The organism is Pedobacter frigidisoli, assembly GCF_032678525.1.
Taxonomy (GTDB): domain Bacteria; phylum Bacteroidota; class Bacteroidia; order Sphingobacteriales; family Sphingobacteriaceae; genus Pedobacter; species Pedobacter frigidisoli_A.
Map to the genome: position 1 here is coordinate 20436 of NZ_JAVTSE010000012.1, position 22640 is coordinate 43075.

21 protein-coding genes are annotated in these 22640 nt (G+C 42.6%); 5 read left to right on the forward strand and 16 right to left on the reverse strand.

The genetic code is table 11. The features are described from left to right. Positions 1–63 precede the first annotated feature (63 nt). On the reverse strand, positions 64–708 hold the full coding sequence (locus tag R2Q80_RS21645; RefSeq protein WP_316801610.1) for a response regulator transcription factor: 645 nt from the start codon (positions 706–708) through the stop codon (positions 64–66). A gap of 289 nt (positions 709–997) precedes the next feature. Here R2Q80_RS21645 and R2Q80_RS21650 point away from each other — a divergent pair, with 289 nt between their 5' ends. The 4 genes from R2Q80_RS21650 (at position 998) to R2Q80_RS21660 (ending at position 2671) form a co-directional block, all read left to right on the forward strand. Further along, positions 998–1546, forward strand: coding sequence for a PAS domain-containing protein (locus R2Q80_RS21650; RefSeq protein WP_316801611.1), 549 nt, complete (start codon positions 998–1000; stop codon positions 1544–1546). Beyond that, on the forward strand, positions 1509–1772 hold the full coding sequence (locus R2Q80_RS21960; protein ID WP_410478782.1) for a helix-turn-helix domain-containing protein: 264 nt from the start codon (positions 1509–1511) through the stop codon (positions 1770–1772). The genes R2Q80_RS21650 and R2Q80_RS21960 overlap by 38 nt, the downstream gene beginning before the upstream one ends. Positions 1773–1974: 202 nt before the next feature. After that, positions 1975–2403: a helix-turn-helix transcriptional regulator gene (locus R2Q80_RS21655; protein WP_316801612.1), complete on the forward strand. Its 429-nt coding sequence runs from the start codon at positions 1975–1977 to the stop codon at positions 2401–2403. Further along, the gene (locus R2Q80_RS21660; RefSeq protein ID WP_316801613.1) at positions 2375–2671 is read left to right on the forward strand and encodes a hypothetical protein; all 297 of its coding nucleotides are present in this window, start codon (positions 2375–2377) and stop codon (positions 2669–2671) included. Before R2Q80_RS21655 ends, R2Q80_RS21660 begins: the two co-directional genes overlap by 29 nt. 88 nt (positions 2672–2759) lie before the next feature. Here the strand turns inward: R2Q80_RS21660 and katG are convergent, their stop codons facing one another. From katG to R2Q80_RS21730, 14 genes are all read right to left on the reverse strand, one after another. Next, positions 2760–5027: a catalase/peroxidase HPI gene (katG, locus tag R2Q80_RS21665; protein WP_316801614.1), complete on the reverse strand. Its 2268-nt coding sequence runs from the start codon at positions 5025–5027 to the stop codon at positions 2760–2762. 194 nt (positions 5028–5221) lie between these two features. Then, a complete protein-coding gene (locus tag R2Q80_RS21670; RefSeq protein WP_316801615.1) occupies positions 5222–5920 on the reverse strand; it encodes a sulfite exporter TauE/SafE family protein in 699 nt (232 codons plus the stop codon). Beyond that, a complete protein-coding gene (locus R2Q80_RS21675) occupies positions 5920–6336 on the reverse strand; it encodes a FixH family protein (RefSeq protein WP_316801616.1) in 417 nt (138 codons plus the stop codon). The genes R2Q80_RS21670 and R2Q80_RS21675 overlap by 1 nt, the downstream gene beginning before the upstream one ends. Before the next feature lie 46 nt (positions 6337–6382). Continuing rightward, positions 6383–7762, reverse strand: a complete 1380-nt coding sequence (gene ccoG / locus R2Q80_RS21680; protein ID WP_316801617.1) for a cytochrome c oxidase accessory protein CcoG — start codon at positions 7760–7762, stop codon at positions 6383–6385. Further along, the gene (locus R2Q80_RS21685; protein WP_316801618.1) at positions 7746–8702 is read right to left on the reverse strand and encodes a cbb3-type cytochrome c oxidase N-terminal domain-containing protein; all 957 of its coding nucleotides are present in this window, start codon (positions 8700–8702) and stop codon (positions 7746–7748) included. The genes ccoG and R2Q80_RS21685 overlap by 17 nt, the downstream gene beginning before the upstream one ends. Then, positions 8689–8871: a hypothetical protein gene (locus R2Q80_RS21690; protein ID WP_316801619.1), complete on the reverse strand. Its 183-nt coding sequence runs from the start codon at positions 8869–8871 to the stop codon at positions 8689–8691. The genes R2Q80_RS21685 and R2Q80_RS21690 overlap by 14 nt, the downstream gene beginning before the upstream one ends. Before the next feature lie 6 nt (positions 8872–8877). Next, entirely contained in the window at positions 8878–11016 is a 2139-nt protein-coding gene (gene ccoN, locus R2Q80_RS21695; protein ID WP_316801640.1) for a cytochrome-c oxidase, cbb3-type subunit I, read from the reverse strand. Between the two features lie 76 nt (positions 11017–11092). After that, positions 11093–11272 carry a cbb3-type cytochrome oxidase assembly protein CcoS gene (ccoS, locus tag R2Q80_RS21700; RefSeq protein WP_316801620.1) on the reverse strand — a complete coding sequence of 60 codons (180 nt, stop codon included), beginning with the start codon at positions 11270–11272 and terminating at the stop codon, positions 11093–11095. Continuing rightward, on the reverse strand, positions 11269–13653 hold the full coding sequence (locus R2Q80_RS21705; protein ID WP_316801621.1) for a heavy metal translocating P-type ATPase: 2385 nt from the start codon (positions 13651–13653) through the stop codon (positions 11269–11271). Before R2Q80_RS21705 ends, ccoS begins: the two co-directional genes overlap by 4 nt. A gap of 11 nt (positions 13654–13664) precedes the next feature. Continuing rightward, positions 13665–15011, reverse strand: coding sequence for an oxygen-independent coproporphyrinogen III oxidase (gene hemN, locus R2Q80_RS21710; RefSeq protein ID WP_316801622.1), 1347 nt, complete (start codon positions 15009–15011; stop codon positions 13665–13667). After that, positions 15011–15436 carry a lactate dehydrogenase gene (locus tag R2Q80_RS21715; protein ID WP_316801623.1) on the reverse strand — a complete coding sequence of 142 codons (426 nt, stop codon included), beginning with the start codon at positions 15434–15436 and terminating at the stop codon, positions 15011–15013. The genes hemN and R2Q80_RS21715 overlap by 1 nt, the downstream gene beginning before the upstream one ends. Before the next feature lie 108 nt (positions 15437–15544). Continuing rightward, a complete protein-coding gene (locus R2Q80_RS21720) occupies positions 15545–16573 on the reverse strand; it encodes a response regulator (RefSeq protein WP_316801624.1) in 1029 nt (342 codons plus the stop codon). An 18-nt stretch (positions 16574–16591) separates the two neighbouring features. Beyond that, positions 16592–17782: a PAS domain-containing sensor histidine kinase gene (locus tag R2Q80_RS21725; protein WP_316801625.1), complete on the reverse strand. Its 1191-nt coding sequence runs from the start codon at positions 17780–17782 to the stop codon at positions 16592–16594. 46 nt (positions 17783–17828) lie between these two features. Then, positions 17829–19607 (reverse strand): hypothetical protein, encoded by a 1779-nt coding sequence (locus tag R2Q80_RS21730; protein WP_316801626.1) that lies wholly within the window; start codon positions 19605–19607, stop codon positions 17829–17831. 442 nt (positions 19608–20049) lie between these two features. Between R2Q80_RS21730 and R2Q80_RS21735 the strand changes: the two genes are divergently transcribed. Further along, positions 20050–20391, forward strand: a complete 342-nt coding sequence (locus tag R2Q80_RS21735) for a hypothetical protein (protein ID WP_047800732.1) — start codon at positions 20050–20052, stop codon at positions 20389–20391. Here R2Q80_RS21735 and R2Q80_RS21740 read toward each other — a convergent pair. Continuing rightward, a complete protein-coding gene (locus tag R2Q80_RS21740; protein ID WP_316801627.1) occupies positions 20388–22496 on the reverse strand; it encodes an FUSC family protein in 2109 nt (702 codons plus the stop codon). The genes R2Q80_RS21735 and R2Q80_RS21740 overlap by 4 nt on opposite strands. Between the last annotated feature and the right edge of the window lie 144 nt (positions 22497–22640).

Consider the following 22640-nt stretch of genomic DNA (forward strand, 5'->3'; position numbering starts at 1 on the left):
AATGTGAAAAAATTGAAAGTGGAATGGCTAAAGTAATCCGGCAATTATTGTAAGGGATTTTTCCTAAGTAACCAGGCCCCTCATCGCTGCATATTTAATTAATGCAGCGGTATTCCTGACGCCTACTTTTGCCAGTAAGCCGGCCCGCCGGCTTTCAATGCTTCGCCGGCTGAGAAAGAAGATATCCCCTATTTCCTTACTATTTAAGCCATCAGAAATGGCCTGGAACAGCCGTAGCTCTGCTGCCGAATAATCCTTATCTGCTACCGGAAGTATTTTCGTCACCGAAACATCATCAAGTTTGAACTTATCTACACCCAGCTGGCTGGAAATATATTCACCACCCATAACCAGGTGCCTGATGGCAAACAGTAACTCCTCTCTGCCGATAGTGCTTAATATATATCCCGAAGCTCCCGAAAAAAACACCTGCCTGATTTGTTCAGCAACTGAAATATTACCCATGGTTAACAGCGGCAGTTCGGGCCTGATATTTTTTGCTTCCGACAGCCATTCCAAACCATTACTCCTCGAACTATTCCAACCGGCAATGCCAATATCAAGAGGCGATTCAGAACGCAAAAAATCAATCCACCCATCTTTACTCATCGTTGTTTCCACGATCTCGCAAAAGCTTTGCCCTGCCAGTAAAGTCCTTAAGTGTTCCAGCACAATCTCGCGGGATTCGAAAATTAATATTTTCAGCATCTGACTACTGTTCCTAAGCAATTGATGAAATAGAAGAAAATGGTAATTTATACTTACTGAATTCAATGTTACCAAAGTAATAAAAACAACCAGGTTGTTTATCTACCAATATTCATTTGTATCTAAACTGTATAGTCTTTGAAAAAACTTTACAGAATTACCGTTTTCAAGAAAAATTTAGATAGCTATTAATTGTCTTAAAAAATTGAAATTCACGTATTTTTACTCGCTTCTGTTAAATTACATTAATAGTAAATTTGATACTTACCTAACAGCTAATTTATTAGACATGTCAATACAGGGTGATAACGAACCGCTCCACAACAGGGCTTTTCGTGCACTACAAAATACGCTAATATTAATTTCTTACTGGGATTACAACCTGATGTGCAGATATGCAAATGCAGCGCATTTTGAATGGTTTGGTATCGGTCCACAGGACATGATTAATAAAATGCACATCCGTGATTTCCTGGGAACACACTTTGAAAAAAGAGAAGAATATTTGATATCAGCACTTCAGGGAAGCGAGCAAGCGTTCGAAATGCTCATTACACTAGCGTCTGGAGAAATTAAAAAAAGTCGCACTATATATATTCCGGAGATCGTATCAGGACAAGTAATGGGTTTCTACGCCAATATATTTGACATAGGTCCTCTGGATCACAATCACACTAAACAAATCCCAAAAACACTTCGTTTAGGTAATACGAACGATGAGCTCATGAATGAGATAGAACAAACGCTTCACAATAGCCTGCTCAATGGCTTTCCCGGAGTGTTGGGTCTTTCGAAACAATATGGCATATCCGCCTTCAAGCTTAAAACGCAATTTTAAAAAGAAGTATGGAACAACGTTATTTAACTACTATCGGCAATTGCAGATGAAACTGGCTTTCAACTATTTAAGCGAAAGGAAATATACCAAAGGGCAAGTGGCAAATATTCTTAACTTCTCTAATCCATCTAATTTTTCTATACGTTATAAAAAATACCTTCAGGATAACTCGTTATGCAAGAATCTGATAGTTAGTGTTGATGAGGAGGGTAAATCCTACCATTGAAATATCACAACCAATCCCTTAAAAAACAAATAGAGCTTTTACAGCTATTAATTGAGCTTAAACAGGTTGAAATTAATTGTCTCTTGGAGTAAATTTACATATCCCTGCGTTAGATAGTTAGTCGTTCCATAAATCCATTTTTAACCGCGCGTTGGAAACGCAAGTTGAAATATTTATGAATACGCCTTTAAACGCAGAGAATATGCAAGCTGAAAATAATTCTAAAGAGGATATTTCTTCAATTGTTTTACAAACAAAAAAAGCAACCTCTGCTGGTCAAACACTGAGACATGAGGGTCATATGGTTGAACGCATCATCAGGCGCAACCGAATGGGGATTAGTGAAATTGCCCGTAAAATGAACGTCAGCAGGCGAACCCTGTACAACTGGTTCGAAAGCGACTGCATTTCCACAGAAAACATACACAAGCTTGCTCAGATTATCGATCACGACTTTTCTGTTGAATTCCCGAATAAATTGAGAATTTACCACGAAATAGACAGCATCAAGTCGCTGCTTGAAAATAAGAACCTTGACAGAGGTGATAATGAATCTGTTTATTACTGGATGGACAGATACATTAAACTGCTTGAAAATTTCAATGAAATCTTACAAGGGAACCAGCATTAATGTTCACCTTATTATCAAACAAAAACAACTATCCATTATGTTAAGAACCGGAATTGTAGTATCGTATAGTCATGTAAAATGCAGCGGAATCATTGTAGATTGTAATAATCAGGAAATCGCTTTTGTCAATAAAAATGCCGACCAAATTTTTAGCCGGCATGACATTGTCCGTTACAGGATTATGCAAACAGAAACGGGGCTTCAGGCCATCAATACTGCTGTTGTTTTTGATCTTAATGGTAAATCGGTCAGCCTATCACTCGTATGAGCCATCAAATCTTATCACCACAAATTATTCCAATGGAAAAGGCCTCCAATAATAAACCGGATGGCCTTTTGAACTAAATTAAACTAATTTATACCAGATCGAAACGATCAGCATTCATAATCTTGTTCCAGGCTTTTACAAAATCCTTCACAAATTTATCGTTTGCATCAGCGCTTCCATAAACCTCGGCAATCGCCCTTAACTCGGCGTTTGAGCCAATAGCCAGATCAGCACGGGTGGCAGTCCATTTTGGTTGACCTGTTGCACGGTTAGTACCCAGGTAAACTTCTTTGTCATCCGACGTCGCTTTCCAGGCTACGTTCATATCCAGTAAATTTACAAAGAAATCATTCGACAGCTGCTGAGGGCGTTCAGTAAACACGCCGTTTTTCGAACCGTCAGCATTGATATCCAGCACTCTCAATCCACCTAGCAACACGGTAAGTTCAGGTGCAGTAAGGTTGAGTAGCTGAGCCCTGTCGATCAACAATTCTTCTGTAGACACTCCAAATTTCGATTTGCGGTAGTTACGGAAACCGTCAGACAGTGGCTCCAGGTAGCCGAATGATTCTACATCGGTTTGTTCTTGGGAAGCATCCATACGACCTGGATAAAATGGCACTTGAGTTGCACTTCCTGTTGATTTTTCGATAGCGGCATTACCAGCCAGTACAATTAAATCGGCAAGGGAGACTTTTTTCCCATCGAACTGCGCAGCATTGAATTCGTTCTGAATACCTTCAAGTACGTTTAATACTTTGCTTAACTGTGCAGGCTGATTCACCTCCCAGTCTTTTTGAGGGGCCAGACGGATCCGTGCACCGTTTGCACCACCACGTTTATCGGATCCACGGAAAGTGGAAGCTGAAGCCCAGGCGGTGGAAACCAGTTCAGATACCGTTAATCCCGAACCCAATATTTTACCTTTTAAAGCAGCGATATCATTATCATCAATCAGGGTGTGATCTACAGCAGGAATCGGATCTTGCCAAAGTAATTCTTCCTGTGGTACATCCGGACCTAAATAACGGTCTTTTGGCCCCATATCACGGTGTGTTAATTTGTACCACGCACGTGCAAAAGCGTCAGCAAAGGCATCCGGATTTTCAAGAAACCCTCTTGAAATCTTTTCATAAGCCGGGTCGAACCTTAAAGCTAAATCCGTTGTCAGCATAGTTGGAAGGTGCTTCTTAGCGCTATCGTAAGCATCAGGAATAATCGCTTCCGCATTTTTGGCTACCCATTGGTGTGCACCTGCAGGGCTTTTGGTCAGTTCCCAATCGTATTTGAACAGGTTCTCGAAGAAGTTATTGCTCCATTTGGTTGGCGTAGTTGTCCAGATTACCTCTAAACCGCTGGTAATAGTATCTGCACCTTTACCCGATCCATAGCTATTGCTCCATCCAAATCCCTGACTCTCTATACCCGCTGCTTCAGGTTCTTTACCTACATGATCTGCCGAAGCGGCTCCATGTGTTTTACCAAAGGTATGGCCTCCTGCAATAAGTGCTACCGTTTCCTCGTCGTTCATCGCCATGCGACCGAAAGTATCGCGGATATCTTTAGCTGAAAGAAGCGGATCAGGATTACCATCCGGTCCTTCAGGATTTACATAAATTAAACCCATTTGCACCGCTGCCAGTGGTTTTTCCAGATTGCGGGTATGCACATCGCCATCGGCATCATCATCACTCACCAATACACCGTGATCTTTGTGCGCACCATCAGAGCCGTGTGCATAGCGTAAATCACCACCTAACCAGGTTTTCTCGGCACCCCAATATACTGATTCATCCGCTTCCCATAAATCCTCCCTGCCACCTGCAAAGCCGAAGGTTTTAAAGCCCATCGACTCAAGTGCGATATTTCCGGTAAGGATAATCAAATCCGCCCATGAAATTTTACGCCCGTATTTTTGTTTTATCGGCCACAATAACCTTCGGGCCTTGTCTAAACTCACATTATCAGGCCAGCTGTTCAATGGCGCAAAACGCTGTAATCCTGCACCCGCACCACCACGGCCATCTCCAACACGATAGGTACCTGCACTGTGCCAGGCCATACGGATAAACAAACCACCATAATGTCCGAAATCTGCCGGCCACCAGTCTTGTGAATCCGTCATCAATGCATGCAGATCGCTTTTCACCGCTTCAAGATCAAGGCTTTTAAATGCTTCAGCATAACTAAAATCATCACCCATTGGATCAGATAAAGATGAATGCTGACGAAGAATATTAAGTTTCAATTGATTTGGCCACCAGTCGTGGTTGCGGGTACCCCCACCGCCAACGTTAGTTTTCATAGCGCCATTGTGAAATGGGCATTTGCTGATGTCGTTTGATCCGTTGTCCATGTTTTATTTTTATGTTCTGTTAGATAAATACTAATTTAAGCTTTATGTTTAAATATTGAGATAAAATTAAAACATTGATTCAACCAATCACAATCATTTAATTCTATGATATGATAGGTAAAATCTATTAAGAAGCTTAATAAACAGAATACAAGGTTTTTGCAATGCTAAATCAAAACTGTAAACAGGGAGAATTATTTACAGTCTGCCACATGACTGTAGCCGTGGAGATTTTCGGGCGAGAAAAAGGGAATGCCCAACTCCGCTGCGCGGAGTATAAAGAGCATTCCCAGAAGGAGCGTTAGATATGGAAGAATTTTCCGGGTATTAAAGTGAATGTATTTTTTAAGGTAAAAACCACCAAGAGAAACCATCATCATTAGCGGAACTGTACCCATTCCGAAAAGAAACATAAACACCCCGCCCGACTGCATACTGGCTGTACTTAATGCGGTAGCCATAGCCAGATAAACCATTCCACAGGGAATCAATCCGTTAAGTATGCCGGCAAGAAAACTCCAGTACCTGAACTGGAAAATTTTGCCCATCAAACTGGTTAAAGGCTTCAAGGCGTATAGCTGAACCTGAGATAAACGTTTTCCATAAGCCTTGTGAAACTGTAGCAAAGTAAGCAATATCAGCAGCGTACCGATAAAAAGGCCTAATACTCTTTGATTGCTAAAAATTTTAATGCTGCTACCCACTGCACCAGCCAACAGCCCCAGCAGGGTGTATATCAGTATGCGGCCCGATTGATAGAGCAAGAGTTGAAAACCCGCCTGCAGAATGCTTTTCTTTTCAAATGGCATACCCAGCATAATGGGGCCGCACATTACGGCACAGTGCAGACTTCCGAAAAAGCCCATCAGGAAAGCCAGTGGCAGTAGCTGCATCACAGCGTGATGTTGTTTTTAAAGAGATATTCTTTGTTACCGGCACGCCATTTCAGCTGAAGGAACCACATGCCCCTGGCTAGTCCTTTTTTGTTTACCACAATGAGATGAGCAGGCTCAGCAGTTTCTCCCCGCAGCTTCATGTCATCACGCTGGTTAGAAGGGCGCAGCAGCAAAAGTTCGTAACTAGCCTGCTTTTTGAGTTCGATGATGATCTGATTTTCGGTCACGGTAATTTTCGGACTTGCTTTTTCAATCGCTACCTGCTGTTGTGCATGGTATGCTTTATCGTAGTTGATCCCATTTTCATAGTAGTTCTCCTCAATCAAGGCATCCCGCCCGTGTACATGGAACATATAAGCCACCATGCCGATGATGAAGAGCATGAAACTAGCCATGCCTAATAATATTTTCATTCCCCAGTTCATCATTCTCTCATTCAATAAGTAAACATTTATTATATCATTCCATATGATCCACACCCGCGAAAAAGCTCGTGCCCGCCTCGCTCATCACCTTCCCTCCTGCGATTACCTTAAAACCTACATCCGTTTTGTAGCCGCGGATACGTCTATTGCTCCTGATGAGAAAAAAGGCAATGTGAACCGTTCCTTCTTTAGGCAATACAATACTGTTCTGTATAAATTCAATCTTATCGTTTTTGTCCTGTGGCTTAAATTCAATTTTCAGCTGCCTGTTGGTTTTATTGATGATCTCTGCATTATATAAGTTGCTGGTACTGTCTGCACCATGTACCTGAAATAAAGTCCCACTGGCCCTTAGCACGGTAGTCTGTACATCTTCCCGCTTGTATATCAGTGAAGAAAAGACCATGATCACTACAAACAAAACTGCCGCGTAACCGTAGGATTTAAGTCCGGCTTTATACGGCTTCCTGTCCGCAATAAAATCCTGGTTATAGAAACCAATCAGGTTTTTCGGCTTGTTGATCTTTAACATCACCGAATTGCAGGCATCAATGCAGGCTGTACAATTCACGCATTCCATTTGCGTTCCTTTCCTGATATCAATCCCTGTAGGGCATACCTGCACGCATAGATTGCAGTCTACGCAGTCGCCATTTGTAGGTTCATGACTATTTTTACGGATGCTGCCGCGCGGTTCTCCCCGTGTATAATCATAGGCCACAACCACACTCTGGTTATCAAGCAATACCCCCTGAAGCCTTCCGTAGGGACAGATAACCGTACATACCACCTCCCTTGCATAGGCAAACACCATATAAAACACAAAGGTGAAGAACCAGATAGATACAAAACCTGATATATGGTGAGCGATCGGTTCAGTCATGATTTTAATCAGCTGATCAGAGCCGATCATATAGGCGAGAAACACATTGGCAATTGCAAAGGAAATCAGTATAAAGAGAAAATGTTTGATGCTCTTTTTAAATACCTTTTCCCTGCTCCAGCGTCCGTCGTCGAGCTTTCGCTGCTTCGTTGCATCTCCTTCAATCCAGTATTCAATCCTGCGGAAAACCATTTCCATGAAAATGGTTTGCGGACATGCCCAGCCGCACCATAGCCTGCCCAGCACCACAGTAAAACAAACCACCGCCATCACAAAGATTAACATTGCCAGTGCAAACAAATAAAAATCCTGAGGCGTAAAAATCAACCCGAAATAAACAAACTTTCTTTCCAGGAAGTTCAGCAGTACCAGCTGCTCACCTCTGAACCTGACAAAGGGAAAAGCAAACAGAATAGTCAGCAGCAGGTAACTCACCCATTTACGGTATTGATACAACTTCCCGGAAGGTCTCTTTGGATAAAGAAAGTCTCTGCCCGGGCCGGTTTGCTCCGTTTTATTTTTTATCCGCATTTACACTGTTTTTAGGATCTTTCATGGCATTGTCCTGAGGATCTTTCTCTTCATATTTATCCCCTTGGGCCGCCTTTGCGCCTGCAGGATTCGATCCTTTCAACGATAGGATATAATTTGCCACAGCACTGATCTGTTTCGGACTTAACGTTTTCTCCCAGCTGATCATCCCTTTCTCCGTAACCCCATATTTAATGGTCTTGAACACATTGTTAATCCCACCGCCATGTAGCCAGTAATCATCAGTTAGATTCGGCCCTATAATTCCCTGGGCCTTGTCGCCATGACAAACTACACAGTTACCCGTGAAAATCCCTCTTCCTTCTTCCAGCACCGTTGGCGTATTGTCCACTTTGACAGTGTTTTCATCAACAGCATTGGCCGATTTTAGCAGATAAGCAGCTTTATCTACCTCAGCTTGCTGCATTTCCTTTACATATTCCTGATCCTGGAGATCGCCATAGCCCCCGATGTGGTAGTAAAAGAGATAGCCTGCGGCAAAAATCATGGTTCCGAAAAAAAGAAAATTAAACCAGGCCGGTACCGGATTGTTGAGTTCCTTAATACCATCGTAAGCGTGATCTATCTCCAGATCCTTTTCCTGTTCGATAGGCTTTAAACTTAACAGCTTTTCCCATACTGAGGGCTTACTTTTTTTAAGGGTTAACCATGCTTCATAATCCAGCACTTTTTCTTTAACCGGTGATAAATATGGTGTTGGATTAAGCTGTTCCCGGTACATCACTTTAAAGGCATTTAATAAGGTTACCGATACCACCAGCAGTACAAATGCAAAAACAAGTAAAATCACGATGAGCATATCCGTTTGGCTCAGGCCTAAGCCTGGCGCAGATGGAACTTTTGCAATGGTTTGTTCATCGGCAGCAAAAGCACCGATGGTTGAAAATGTAAGGATTATAGATAGTTTAAGCTTCTTCATTTTTACTGTGTTGATTTTCCCGGATAGGCAATTCGCTCATCATTGCAATGTGTTTCTTACTCAGTTTAAGCAGGTAAATACTCACAATAATGAAGAACACCATGAACATAAGCAGCGAGCTGATGAGGTAGATTTCGCCACCAGCCAAATTTTTAATCTGATTGAACATAAATTATTAATTAGATGGAACCTGTTGTTTATTTGCTTTGATATCGGTACCCAGACGTTGCAGGTAAGCAATGATGGCTACAATTTCAAGATCGCTTTTCACGGTGATATTATTTTGCTTCAGCTCTGCAGCTATCTTCTCTGCCTGGAAAGTTAAATCATGATTGGCCATTTGATCATAGCCCTTTGGATAAGGTACACCGAGACTTTGCATCGCCCTTATTTTTGCTGGCGTAGTGCTGACGTCGAGTTGCTGCGTAACCAGCCAGGGATATGGTGGCATGATACTTCCCGGCGACATCGACGTAGGGTCGAACAGGTGATTATAGTGCCAGGCGTCAGAATATTTACCGCCAATGCGGTGCAAATCGGGCCCTGTACGTTTACTGCCCCATAAAAAAGGATGATCATAAACAAATTCACCAGCTTTACTATACTCCCCGTACCGCTCGGTTTCGGAACGGAAGGGACGAACTGTTTGCGAATGGCAGTTTACACAACCTTCCCGGATATATAAATCCCTTCCCTGTAACTCCAGCGCGCTGTAAGGCTTTACCGATGCAATGGTGGGTACATTGGATTGAATCGTAAACGTTGGCATCATCTCTACCATTCCACCGATCAGGATAATAATCAGTGAAAGGACCATAAACTTCATGGGTTTCCGTTCCAGCACCCTGTGCCAGGCCCTGTCTGCTGCCGAATGATCTTCAATTGCTTTTGGCAAAGGCATAGCTTCTGCAGGTTCATTGGCCACCAGTTTCGCACCCAGCATGGTTTTCGCCAGGTTATACGTCATCACGATTACGCCGGTTAAGTACAGCGCTCCGCCAATTGAACGCAATACGTGCATGGGGATGATCTGTAAGGTTGTAGCCAGGAAATTCGGGTATTTTAACAAGCCTTCTGTTGTGAATTCCTTCCACATCAAACCTTGCGTAAAACCTGCCCAATACATCGGAATGGCATAAAACAAAATCCCTAAAGTTCCAATCCAGAAATGAAATGCTGCCAGCTTTTTAGAGTATAAGGAAGTTTTGTAAATTCTTGGGATTAACCAGTACAACACTCCAAAGGTTAAAAAGCCATTCCAACCCAATGCGCCAACATGCACATGCGCAACGATCCAGTCGGTAAAGTGGGCCACCCCATTAATTTGTTTCAGCGACAGCATTGGACCTTCAAATGTTGCCATTCCATAGGCTGTAAGAGCAACCACCATAAATTTAAGGGTAACATCTTCCCTTACTTTGTCCCAGGCACCGCGTAATGTCAATAAGCCGTTAATCATTCCGCCCCAGCTTGGTGCAATTAGCATAATGGAAAAAGCCACGCCTAAAGATTGTGCCCAGCCCGGCAGTGAAGTATAAAGCAAATGGTGGGGTCCTGCCCAGATGTAGATGAATATTAGCGACCAGAAATGCAGGATACTCAGTTTATAGGAATACACCGGCCGGCCTGCCATTTTTGGCAGATAGTAATACATCATGCCCAGATAAGGGGTGGTTAAAAAAAATGCCACCGCATTATGTCCATACCACCATTGTACCAGCGCATCCTGAACGCCTGCATATACATAGTAGCTTTTCATAAATGAAACCGGTAACTCAAAAGAGTTGACGATATGCAGCACGGCAATGGTTACAAAAGTGGCAATGTAAAACCATATGGCTACATAGAGGTGACGCTCTCTCCTTTTAAAGATGGTACCGAACATATTAATACCAAAAACTACCCATATCAAGGTTATGGCGATATCAATGGGCCATTCCAGTTCTGCATACTCGTGAGAGGTGGTAAAGCCCAAAGGCAGCGTAATGGCTGCTGCAACAATAATGAGTTGCCAGCCCCAGAAATGGATTTTGCTCAGCACATCGCTGAACATACGCGCTTTAAGTAAACGTTGTAAGGAGTAATAAATACCCATAAAAATGGCGTTACCTACAAAAGCAAAGATAACAGCATTGGTATGCAATGGCCTGATGCGGCCAAAGGTAGTGTATTGATTACCCATGTTCATGGCCGGTTTAAAGAGCTGCATGGCCGCCAGCAGGCCGACGGTCATGCCTACGATTCCCCAAACCAGGGTGGCGATACCGAAATTGCGGACAATTTTGTTATCGTAAGTAAATTTTTCTAACTGCATCATTCGGAAAGGATATTGTTGTTTGTTATTGTATGCCAAAGGTATCCTGAGCATTAAACCCAGGCGGTGACGGTGCTTAGTTCGAAAAGTGATTCCCATCATCTTTTTCACCATCCGGTTCATCGTCAAAGAGTACACGAATGCCTGGAGTGTGCACATCGTCGTGCTGTCCGCTTTTATAAGCCCAGAAAAAAGCAGCAAGAAAGAGAAGTGCCATCACCACACTGCACCCCACCAGAAAGTACAGGATGTTCATACCAGTTTATTTTTGCGTGCGAAATAACGGGTGGAGAAGGTGGTGAAGCAGATAATGGTAACTGTGCTTATCGGCATCAGTACTGCCGCTACCAGCGGATAAAGAGTGCCCTGCACGGCATAATAAATTCCAACTCCATTGTACGCGATAGCAATTGCAAAACTACTTCTGATAATTTTTAGTCCATCTTTAGCCAGCTGCGTAAAATCAGGTAAAAAATAAAGCGAACTGCCTTTAAGAATTGCATCACAACCTGGTGTGAAATTATTGATGTTATCCGTGAGTGCGATACCGAAATTACTTTGTTTCAGTGCACCCGCATCATTCAACCCATCGCCAAGCATCATCACCTTTCTGCCTTGCTGCTGAAGTTCGAGTACCTCATTTAATTTTTGATGCGGACTTTGCCTGAACCTGATCTTGGTGGCCGGACTAAAAATGGTTTTGAGCATCTGGTAATCTTTATCACTGTCGCCCGACAGTAGCTGAAGCGGATATGGCGATAAACGGTTGATCAACTGCGACAACCCTGGCCGCCATTGCTGGTCCACATCGAAATAGCCTTTATATTGCTGATCAATCACGATATGCACTCCTGCTGCTGAAAGGTGTTGAACTGAACCAGGGAGAATAGATGGATGGCCTGCGTAAATTTGATGTGTACCGATTTTTGCACTTAAACCCTTGCCGGGTACTTCATGATAATTTTCAGGAGTGTAATATGCTGCCACATTCAGTGCTTTCAGGATATGCCTGCTTAAGGGATGAATCGAATTACGTAGCAGCGAGGCCACCAGCATCTTTTCCTCCACATCTAAGGAACCATTGAAGCTGATCTCGGCCTTTTCGTTACTGGTTAGCGTTCCTGTTTTATCAAAAATGATGGTATCACATTTGGCGAGGGCCTCAACGGCATCGGTGTTCTTTACAAAAAATCCTTTTTTATCAAACACGGCAAGTATTGCAGATAAGGTAAATGGCGTGCTTAATGCTAAAACGCAGGGACAAGCCACAATGATAACTGCTGTAAAGGCCGACCATGCCTTATGGCTGTCATGTTGAAAAAGCCAGTACGCCGAAGCTGAAAACGCAATCAGGAATACGCCCAAACTAAAATATTTTGCTACGCTGTCGTTAAAAGTTTCTTTTTCTTTAATGACCTGATAGTTTTCATTGTTCCATAATCCGGTAAGATAACTTTGCGATACAGGCTTAATGACTTCCAGTTCTATGGCTTCGGTAGTTTGCCTGCCACCGGCGTAAATGATCTCACCCAATACTTTATGTACCGGTGCCGATTCCCCTGTAACAAAGCTCATATCCATCCAAGCATCTCCCTTCATCAAAATAGCGTCGGCAGGTACCAGCTCCCCGTTCCTCACCCACAGGCGGTCGCCAATTTTGACTTCATTAATGGAAACGGGTTTTTCTTTCCCCTCCAGAAGCGTGGTTACCGCAATGGGGAAATAAGAACGGTAATCACGGTCGAAAGAAATATGATGATACGTCCGCTGTTTCAACCATTTGCCCATTAGCAAAAGAAACACCAGTCCCGTTAAAGTATCTGCAAAACCCGGACCTGTATTAAAAACAATCTCAAATCCGCTGCGTAAAAATAATACTGCAATGATCAGCGCCAACGGTGTGTCCAGGTTGATGTGCCGGTGTTTGAGGCTTGTAAATGCAGAAGTGAAGTATTCTTTCCCACAGTAAAAAGATGCTGGAATGGTGAAGATTAGGTTAAGCCATCCAAACAGATACTGGAACTGTTTTTCCACACCCGACAGACCAAAATATTCCGGAAAACTGAACAACATCACATTGCCCATCAAAAAGCCTGCAACCGCAATTTTAAGCACCAGTGCCCGATCTACCGAGCTGCTATGTTCTTTCACCACATCCTGCAAACTGATCAATGGTTCGTAGCCAATCTGATTAAGGGTACTCACCAGTCCCCGCAAGGAAATGCCTTCATGATTAAAGCTAATGGTAACCTGCTTTTTCAGAAAATCAATCCTTGAATGATAAACTGCGGGATTAATTTTATATAAGTGCTCGAGCAACCAGATACATGAACTGCAGTGAATAGCCGGAATATAAAAGGTGACAATACTGGAACCTTCGTGTCTGTAATCCAGAAGCTGATTAATGATATTGGGTTCATCCAGATACTCATAATGACTTTCTGTTTTAAACTGCTGCCCCGGAGAACTGTTATATACATAGTAATTGCACAGGTTGTTTTCCGATAAAATCTTATACACCCCACGACAGCCGGCACAGCAAAAATTTCTGCCATCGAAAGCATATTTGTGCTGAGGTAAATCTTCTCCACAGTGATAGCATACTGCCGCTTCTACAATATTTTCCTGATCTTTCATGATATTGTATTTTAAATTGACGAGCTGAAGGTTTGCGCATCTTGCTGTTTTAGCCAGAGTTTCTCATCGAAAGCCATGCAAATATTCCGGAGAAAAGATTCCCCCTGCACAGATACCTGAATTCCATTTCCCTGGATGGAAATCAGTTCATCGTTAAGCAAAGGCCGTAAACGCTGCCTGATATGATCTGGTATGCCCTGAATAAATACCGTTTTGTTGCGACACATGATATTCAGGATATGCATCCTGATGCACAGATCCTCGCTGCTGAGCAAATGACCCTTTTGTACTGCGAGCTCACCTGAGTGAATCTTTTCCAGGTATCCTTCAACTGTTTTGGCGTTTTGTGCAAACCCTGTCCAGCTATCGCTGATGGCGGAAACACCCAAACCAATCAACAGCCGGGTATGCTGAGTGGTGTAACCCATGAAGTTTCTGTGCAAAGCCCCCTGCTTAAAAGCCTCGAAAAGTGCATCGCTTTTCCGTGCAAAATGATCCATTCCCACATCACCATAACCTGCATCGGTAAGCATATTTTTACCCATCTGATAAAGCCTGAATTTCTCATCGCCGACCGGCAGATCTTTTTCAGTGTAATGCCGCTGGCCGGGTTTTAACCAAGGTAGGTGGGCGTAGCTATAGAAAGCAATACGATCTGGCTGCATACTAACAACCGTTGCAATGGTTTCTTTTAAACCGTCAATATGCTGACCCGGAAGACCGTAAATCAAATCGAAATTAATAGATGTATAGCCGATAGCCCGCGCCCCCTGAGTCACCTTCAAAACCTGATCTGGGGTTTGAAAGCGATTAATCAAACGCTGTACTTTCAGATCAAAATCCTGAATTCCCAGACTTAAGCGCCTGAAGCCTGCTGCGTGCAGTTTTTTGAGGTGAGCGGTAGTGGTATTGGCCGGATGGGCCTCGAAGGATAATTCAGCTTCGGCACTAAAAATAGCCTGGCTGGCAATACCCTCAATCAGAAGCTCCAGATTTTCGGCACTAAAGAAAGTAGGTGTGCCTCCACCCAGGTGTAGTTCTTTGATTTTTGGCTTTCCGCCAAGCATGCCGGTGTACATGCCCCATTCTTTCAGCACAGCATCGATATAGGGCCGTTCTACACCATGATTCCGGGTTATCCGGGTATTGCAGCCACAATAGGTACATAGGCGCTCACAAAATGGCAAATGGATATATACGCTGATTCCATCGTCGCCATGTTTTTTGTAAGTTTCCAAAACTGAGGCTGACCAGTCAGCATTGCTAAAATGATCCACATCCCAATAAGGGACTGTTGGATAACTGGTGTACCTAGGCGCTGCGACATTGTACTTTTTTAAAAGTGCCTGATTTCCCATTATTTCAATGCTTTAACTGATGCACAATTGTTCTGGCAACAGCAGGCTTTGCCCACACACTTTCCTGCTGCCCATCGATCGAGGTTTTGAATAACCTGCTCCATACGCCGTTTCACACCAGGTGCCTTTGCAAAAGGAACATTGGCAATCTTCATTCCTGCAAGGCCCGCAGCGTCGAGATCCAGATGTGCAGTTTCGAATGATGCAGTGGCAATGTACTTTATCCCCAGTGCTTGTAAGCCCTGAATTAACGACGCATTAAGGGGATCATTATTGAATACCAGAAGTGCTTCTTTACCTACAGCGAAAGAGATGGTATCGGCAGTTAAACTATTGGCGATGATGGTTATATCATGCTTCTTGTAATTGGCCAGAACCAGCCACTCCTTTTCATCGGGTTTAATGTTGTATGCGATAGCTTTCATGTACAGAATTTATATACACAAAGCTATGACGTGCAAAGTTGTTGGCAGATGAGAACGCTTAGCCTAAAAAGTGATGTTGATTACATTTCCTATTTCGGATAGAACAGATCATTGCTTTACATTCCACAGCTTTTCTTTGGAAAGGATATTAATGGCGTTACCGGTTTTTTCAATCAGCTTCTCCTCTTTAAAGTCAGCAAGCATTCTGCTCACCGTTTCGCTCGCAGTACCTACCAGTGCGGCCAGATCATCTCTGGATATTTTGATGGTACAACTGTCATCACCGTTACCAAATTTATCTGCAACCTGCAACAACGCATCAGCCACACGTTTACGTACAGATGAATAGGCAAGCTGAAGCATTTGTTTACCCTTATCCCTTATACTCCCTGATAACAACGAAATAAACAGTTTAGAAACCGACTGATGATTGAGTAGATATTCCATGAAGTCTGATTTCTGAATCTGAATAATTTCAGAGCTAATCAGTGTTGCGGAATTGTCGGCATACAGTTCGCCATTACAGATACTTTCAAAGCCAAAGAAATCGCCGTCATGATAAAGTGTCGAAGAAAGTTCTCGTCCATCTTTGAAACGCTTATAGGTTTTCACTTGTCCCTGTAGCAAATAGTACAGATGCGTGGGCTCATCACCTTCTACATAAATAACCTGTTTTGCAGCCAACGTTTTCACCTTGCCTTTTCTGCGAAGCTCATCGAGGACAGGTTGCAGACTGGCAGCACTTCCCCCGAAACTACCGGATTGCTGTTTCTTCTTAAACCGGCTTTCAATAGCTTTAAACAATTCCAAATCATCAAAAGGTTTAGTCAGGTAGTCATCGGCTCCCATTTCCATCCCTTTTCTCATATCCGCCCTTTCTGTTTTAGCTGTAATGAAAATAAACGGAATACTGGCTGTTTTGGGATTTTTACCTAAAAGGTAAAGCACACCATATCCGTCAAGCTCAGGCATCATAATGTCGCATAGAATAACATCCGGAAGATGGCTTGTCGCCAGGTCTACACCTGTCTTACCATTCCTGGCCGTATAAGTCTGGTAGCCTGCAAGATCAAGCACTTCAGCAGTACTTTCACGGATATCATCGTTATCTTCAATAATCAAAACTTTTTTGTTCATAGGAATGCTAATGGTGTATTATGCGTTAAAGCTGAACTTAAGGATGAAAACCGTACCGGAGTTTTGCTCGCTCTCGCAGCTTACCGAACCCTTCATCAAACTCACATAACGCTTCACAATGTTAAGGCCAAGGCCTGTGCCCGGTATATCGCCGGTATTATGCGCCCTGAAAAATGGTTCAAACAGATTGTGCTGATCAACTTCCGGAATACCGATACCATTGTCGCTCACCTTTACAATCAGCTCATCCCCCTCCAAAATCGTACTAAACTGGATCAAAGTATCTTCTCCGGAGTACTTAATGGAATTGGAGATCAAGTTGATGATGCAATTTTTAAGCAGGTTCGGGTCCAGAAAAACCTGCGCTGTGGTGCCGGTATGTTCGTAAATGATGTGCTGATTTTGTTTGGTCATCAGCTGCATTTCCTCTGTAATCTCTTCTGCGAAGCTGATGATATTAAAAACAGTAACAGCTGGTTCTACCTTGCCGGCTTCCAATTTTTCCAGTGACAAGAAATCGTTTAATATGGTGGTGAGGTTATTGATGGAATTTTTGATTTTAGCAGTATGCTTCTCCACACTTTTAACATCTTGTTTGATACTATATTTATCAATCAATGAAGCAGATAACTGCATTGAACTTAAGGGTGTCCTGAACTCATGTGAGGCCATAGATACAAAACGTGTTTTAAGCTGATTGAGTTCTTTTTCCTTTTCAAAAAGTGCACTCATATTTTCTTTCGCCACCTCGAGTTCAGATACCAGTTTCACCAGATCGCGTGTACGTTCTTTGATCTTTACCTCTAGTTTTTCGGTATAGGATTTAATCTTCTCTTCATCTTCTTTCTCTCTGGATAAATCATGAATAAAACCGGTATATATTTTTCTGTCGCTGAAATTCACCTCGCTAACGCCTAATCTGAAAGGGAAAGCCGTACCGTCTTTCCGCCTGCCGGACACTTCCCTGCCTATGCCGATGATATTTTTTTTACCGGTGTGCTCATATTTCTCCAGATAACCATCATGCCGGGTACGGTCAGGCTCAGGCATTAGCACCGAAACGTTGCGCCCGATAAGTTCTTCACGGCTGTAACCGAAAAGCTCAAGAGCAGCAGGATTTAAATGTTCGATAATCCCCCTGTCATCAATGGTAATAATCCCATCAATAGCATTTTCTATAATTGCATCTAAGAATTTTGATCTGTCCATGTATCGTTATTGAGGTAAATATAGAAATTTATGCCATTCTACAGGATTATATGACGAGGCTTTCCAGTACCTTCCCCGACAGGTTCAGTTGTTCAGCAATTTCATCAAACTGAAAAGAAACCTGGTTCCTGACCTCCTCAAAAAGGTTTTTATAATAGTTCAGGCCATTGAATAACTGCGATCTGAAATCTTCAAGCTGCTTCTTCTTTTTAGCTGTAAAAAGTTGTACATGTTGCTGAATGTCTTTCTGCAGGTAATCGATATATAAATTCAGTTCCTTAATAAAAACGTGTGGACGGTCTACCTGTTCTAACAGATTGATCCTACCGTAAATATGTCCTACCAGATCTTCGAGTTGATATACCTGATTGAAATATGCTAGGTTTGGTCCGGGGCAAATGGCTACAGCTAGATGCTCTTTGGGTTTATTAATCTGGTATTTCAGGTATACTGAGGCACATAATCCTTCACACAAACATACTTTCTCTGTAACCTCGTCCAATTTCCTTTGGTATTCATCCGCCGGCAGCGTTGCCGATTGCAGGCTTTTGATTTTAAGGTGCTGGTATTCTCTTGATGCTGTGCAAATGGCCTGTTCGGTGAACTCAGTATTGTTGCATAAATATTTTTTGGTGCATGGACTACCGGGCCTGCCCTTTTCCAATCGACTTAACCTTAGCGACTCAATACTGCTTCCTTTAAAATTATTAAACTGAATACCCAGTGGCGATGAGCGGCTTAAATAAAAATCGTCGTTCTTTGCCTGCACAAGCTTAGCCAAAGTATCAACATCTACATTGGTGACTTCGGGCACGAGAAGAAAGGGACTGCCCCAGCCGGTAGCATTTAAACCATAGTATTGCAGTAAAAAACTGTTTTCTTCTGCGGTACCAATCCCACCCTGGACACTAATGCGCTGTTCGGGTGTATTTTTGACTGCAATGCCCTTTTGATTCAGCGCATTTGAACAGATATCCTTCAATTCATCAAGCATGCTTTGTTTTCGCTGTTTGAATTCGTCCAGAATGGGCCCGAGCAAAAAACCTTCGGTGGCAAAAGCATGGCCCCCACAATTTAATCCCGATTCTATTCTGAACTCAGATACCCATAATCCCTTTTTTGCCAGAAACTTACTCTGAATAATTGCCGACCTGAAGTCACTTACCTTCAATATAATTTTTTTCTTTGTCTCCCCTTTCTCATCAGGGAAGAAATCCCCGAAATGTTCAAGGTAGCTGTAAAGTTTCGGGTTCATTCCTGCCGATAATATCAATGCGGACGATAAGTCGCTCTCTGCAAATCCACGAAGGGCGGCGAGGGCATCAGTATTCTCATCGCCGGTGTAGGCACCATCCGCAAAATTCATCTTATCTACCTTAGCCATGATATTCACATCGATAGATCCCATCACCATACCGTTTTTCAGCAAACGCTGGAAAATCTGCTTTTGCTCGCCCTCGGGATAGTCCATCATCAGCTCATATCCATGCTTTAATGGTGAGGTATCGGGTAAAAGTTCAAAATACCGGCAAAGCTCGTTTCCCCTGATAAAATCCATTTGCTTTAGGCTGAGAAAGTCTGTGCAGATGTTCTGGTGAAGAAAATTCAGATAAGCAGTGATCCGCTTACTCCGGCTATCGGCGCTTGTTTTGCCAATAGCTTCAAAACCCTGTGCCCTTTTCCCACTATGATATTCGCGCATGCGCTCGAGCAATTCATCATCAACAATTGAAATAACCGAGGAAATGCCGTATTTGGCAACCTTTAAAGGGGTATCAATAGAAAAACCTAAACCTAAAACGGGTATATGAAAGGTATGCGACATAAATAACTTCTTTTTATATCAGCAAAACTATCAAGGAAGCTGGTATTTGTGCCAGGATACGATCACCAAAAAAAATGACTTAGATCACTTTTGAGGTTGGCTTGCTATGTCTTTCGTCACAACGTCGTTAAAAAATAAAGAGCGAACAATAATGCCGCTCTTTACCTTGGTTTACAATTTAATGTCCCTAGTAAACTGTATACCAATCCAACTTATATTCAAGAGGATAGACAAGAACTCATGAATTAAAATCAAAAATAAGTACCTGCTGTTTAAGTTGTCGAACAATCTGACATTAAGATTTGACAATTATCAATATGAATAAATAAAGGGGTTGTGATGTTTTAAAAAACAATTTACGCTAATCGTGATGAGTTATTTATCTTAATAAATCTTTCAGATTAACCTTGCATTTGGCTAAGGTACTTGGTATTTTTGCGTCATGTCGCCTACTTTTAAGATCCTATATCTTTTCGAGAGTTCAACCTTATTTATTGTAGAAGTTAAACGTCTGGATTTACCTGATAGTGCTGATTTATCAGACCTTTATCAATGGCTATATCTCGACCGTCAAAATGGTGCATTTATAAAACTCTGGTTCAATTCAATGGATTCGTCTCCAGCTGTTGAAGAGCGTTATTTTGAGCAAGGCTATTTGAAATTCAATGAAGGTCAGGCCACATTTATTGAAAAGTACAATTCTGCGCAGCATACTTTGATTAACAAAACTAAGAATAAACCTGATCCTAACTTCTTGGCGCTGCTGGAAGACTACTTTAGTTAATCCTGGTTTTTTGCTGTTTTGAAACTGGCCATGTAATGAGACAGGCTTTCGGTCAGCTTCATAATCTCATTCAGTTTGTGGGTTACACTGCTTACTCCATCGCTGCTTAGTTGGTAGTTGAAAACCGGTTGGCTACTGGTGGTCAAAGTCTGATCATCGCTTATAGCTAAAATTTTTCCAAACAGGTTGTTTACCTGATCCAGCTGTGGGTGGACTTTAGCTTCTTCGCTGCTGAGGAAAATCGAAGTAGTTAAGGCCCCTATCTGATAAATGTTAAACTGTATAGCATTTAACGAAGAAAAATCAATCGAATGGCTGATGGGTTCAAGTTTTGCAGCCCCAATGGCATCAGATAGCTCAACTAGCGTTAAATGTGCATTTTTGCGAGCCATTCTGGACTGTGTTGGATCCACGATTTTGGCACTGGCTTTATATACTGCCACGTTTAAATAATTTTGCGTTGCCTGAACCGCATGAGATATGTAGTGCTGCAGTTTGCGGCTATCCCATACTGGAAACAAATAACTGGCAAAAACTGCAATGGCACAGCCAATGATCGTATAGATAATTCTTTCCTGGATAATATGGTCAAAATGCCCATGATAACTTCCTAAAGTTAAAATTACCGCAGCGGTGATAAATCCCACACACAGCGCATAGTTTAGGCGGTTAAAGGCATAAAAACCAAGCAAGAAGACCACAGATAAGCCCAGTAAAACGACAGGCAATTTGATGAGGTAAACCACAATCAAACCTAAAACTACCCCCGGCAAAGTTCCAAGTACCCTTTGTATATTCCTTTTCCAGGTGAGTGAAAATCTGGGGCGGGATACGATTAGGAGGGTGAGAAAAACCCAGTAACTGTATTTACTGGGCTCAAAAAATGATAACAGGATATAAGCAAAAAGAAAGGAAAATGCCAGGCGCAGGGAAAACCTGAATATTGGTGAAGAAAACTTAAGTTGTTGGAGCAGGGCTGTATTCTCCGGGCTTACAAACAACGGATAGGCAATTTCATCTTCCAGTGCCTTGGGAGTGTTATTAGAGACTACAGGTTCGGTTCTCATTTTGCTGATTAACGATGTGATTTCATCTGCGTTTGATACAATCCTCGAAATGATATTTTGCTGTGCGGAGGTCAAGCCTGCCCGGTCATTCAGAATCATTTCTTTACACTGTCGGTAATTAAGCATCTCATTTGCGAGTGCCCCTTGCCTGGGTTTACGGAAATCCCTGCTCAGCAATTCAAGTTCTTTTGCCAAACCCTCAATCAGTTGTTCAATTAAAGGCAGGCGTTCTGTACCCGACAACGCTTTACGCACATATTCATAATCATAATGAACCGCACTAAGTTGCTCATATAGGTCGATCACCAGCCTTGCTTTATTTATCAAAACCTGTCCACGTCGATTTTCCGGGTTCATGGCATAATTATCAGTAAGCAGTAATTGCCTGATTAATTCATGGCGTTGATTCACGCGAATATGCAGTCTGATTGAGGAGGATTGCAGACTCTCTAATGGGATTTCGGGATTATAGTGTTCAGCTTTCGACCTTAAGAAGGCGGCGCTGCTGATTAAACACTCGAAAATTGCGTGATGCAGTGAGCGGTAGGGCCTCAAAAGTACCTGAACCAAACTCAGCGCATAATACCAGCATCCACCGATCAGCACATAGCAACTGAACTGAAAAGGATGACTGGGATGTAGCCCTACCACAAAGGTACTGAGCGCAAGTGTCATGGTTCCGATTAAACCCATTCTGTTACCCAGGCCCATAAACATGGAAAAGATAAAGGATAAACAAATTAGCACTGCAGCAGCAAGGAGTGGATAGGGCAAACTTGCACTGACGATTAGTGAAGCAAAGAAAAACAATATGATGCTATATATTGCAGCCCTAAGTTTATTTGCCCTGTGGTCGGGCAAATCAGTTAAACTGATGAGTAATGCACCTACACCAATCCCGGTAGCAGTTTCGGGTTTACCTAACCAGAAGAATAAGGCAACAGGCAACACTACAGACAGCGTATTGCGGACTGCATCTGAAAAATACTCACCCAGGAAGAAAATTGAGATATGTGTACGGAAGGTTGATTTACCCATATTTTATAATCGAATAATATGGATTAACCAAATTAAACGCGGGCAAAGGTACAGTTTTCAATTTGAAAGATCACAGGGACATCTTAATTTATGCGTTCCGCTGAGATTTAATGTTTTTGACAACCTTACCGCCATATTGGGCCA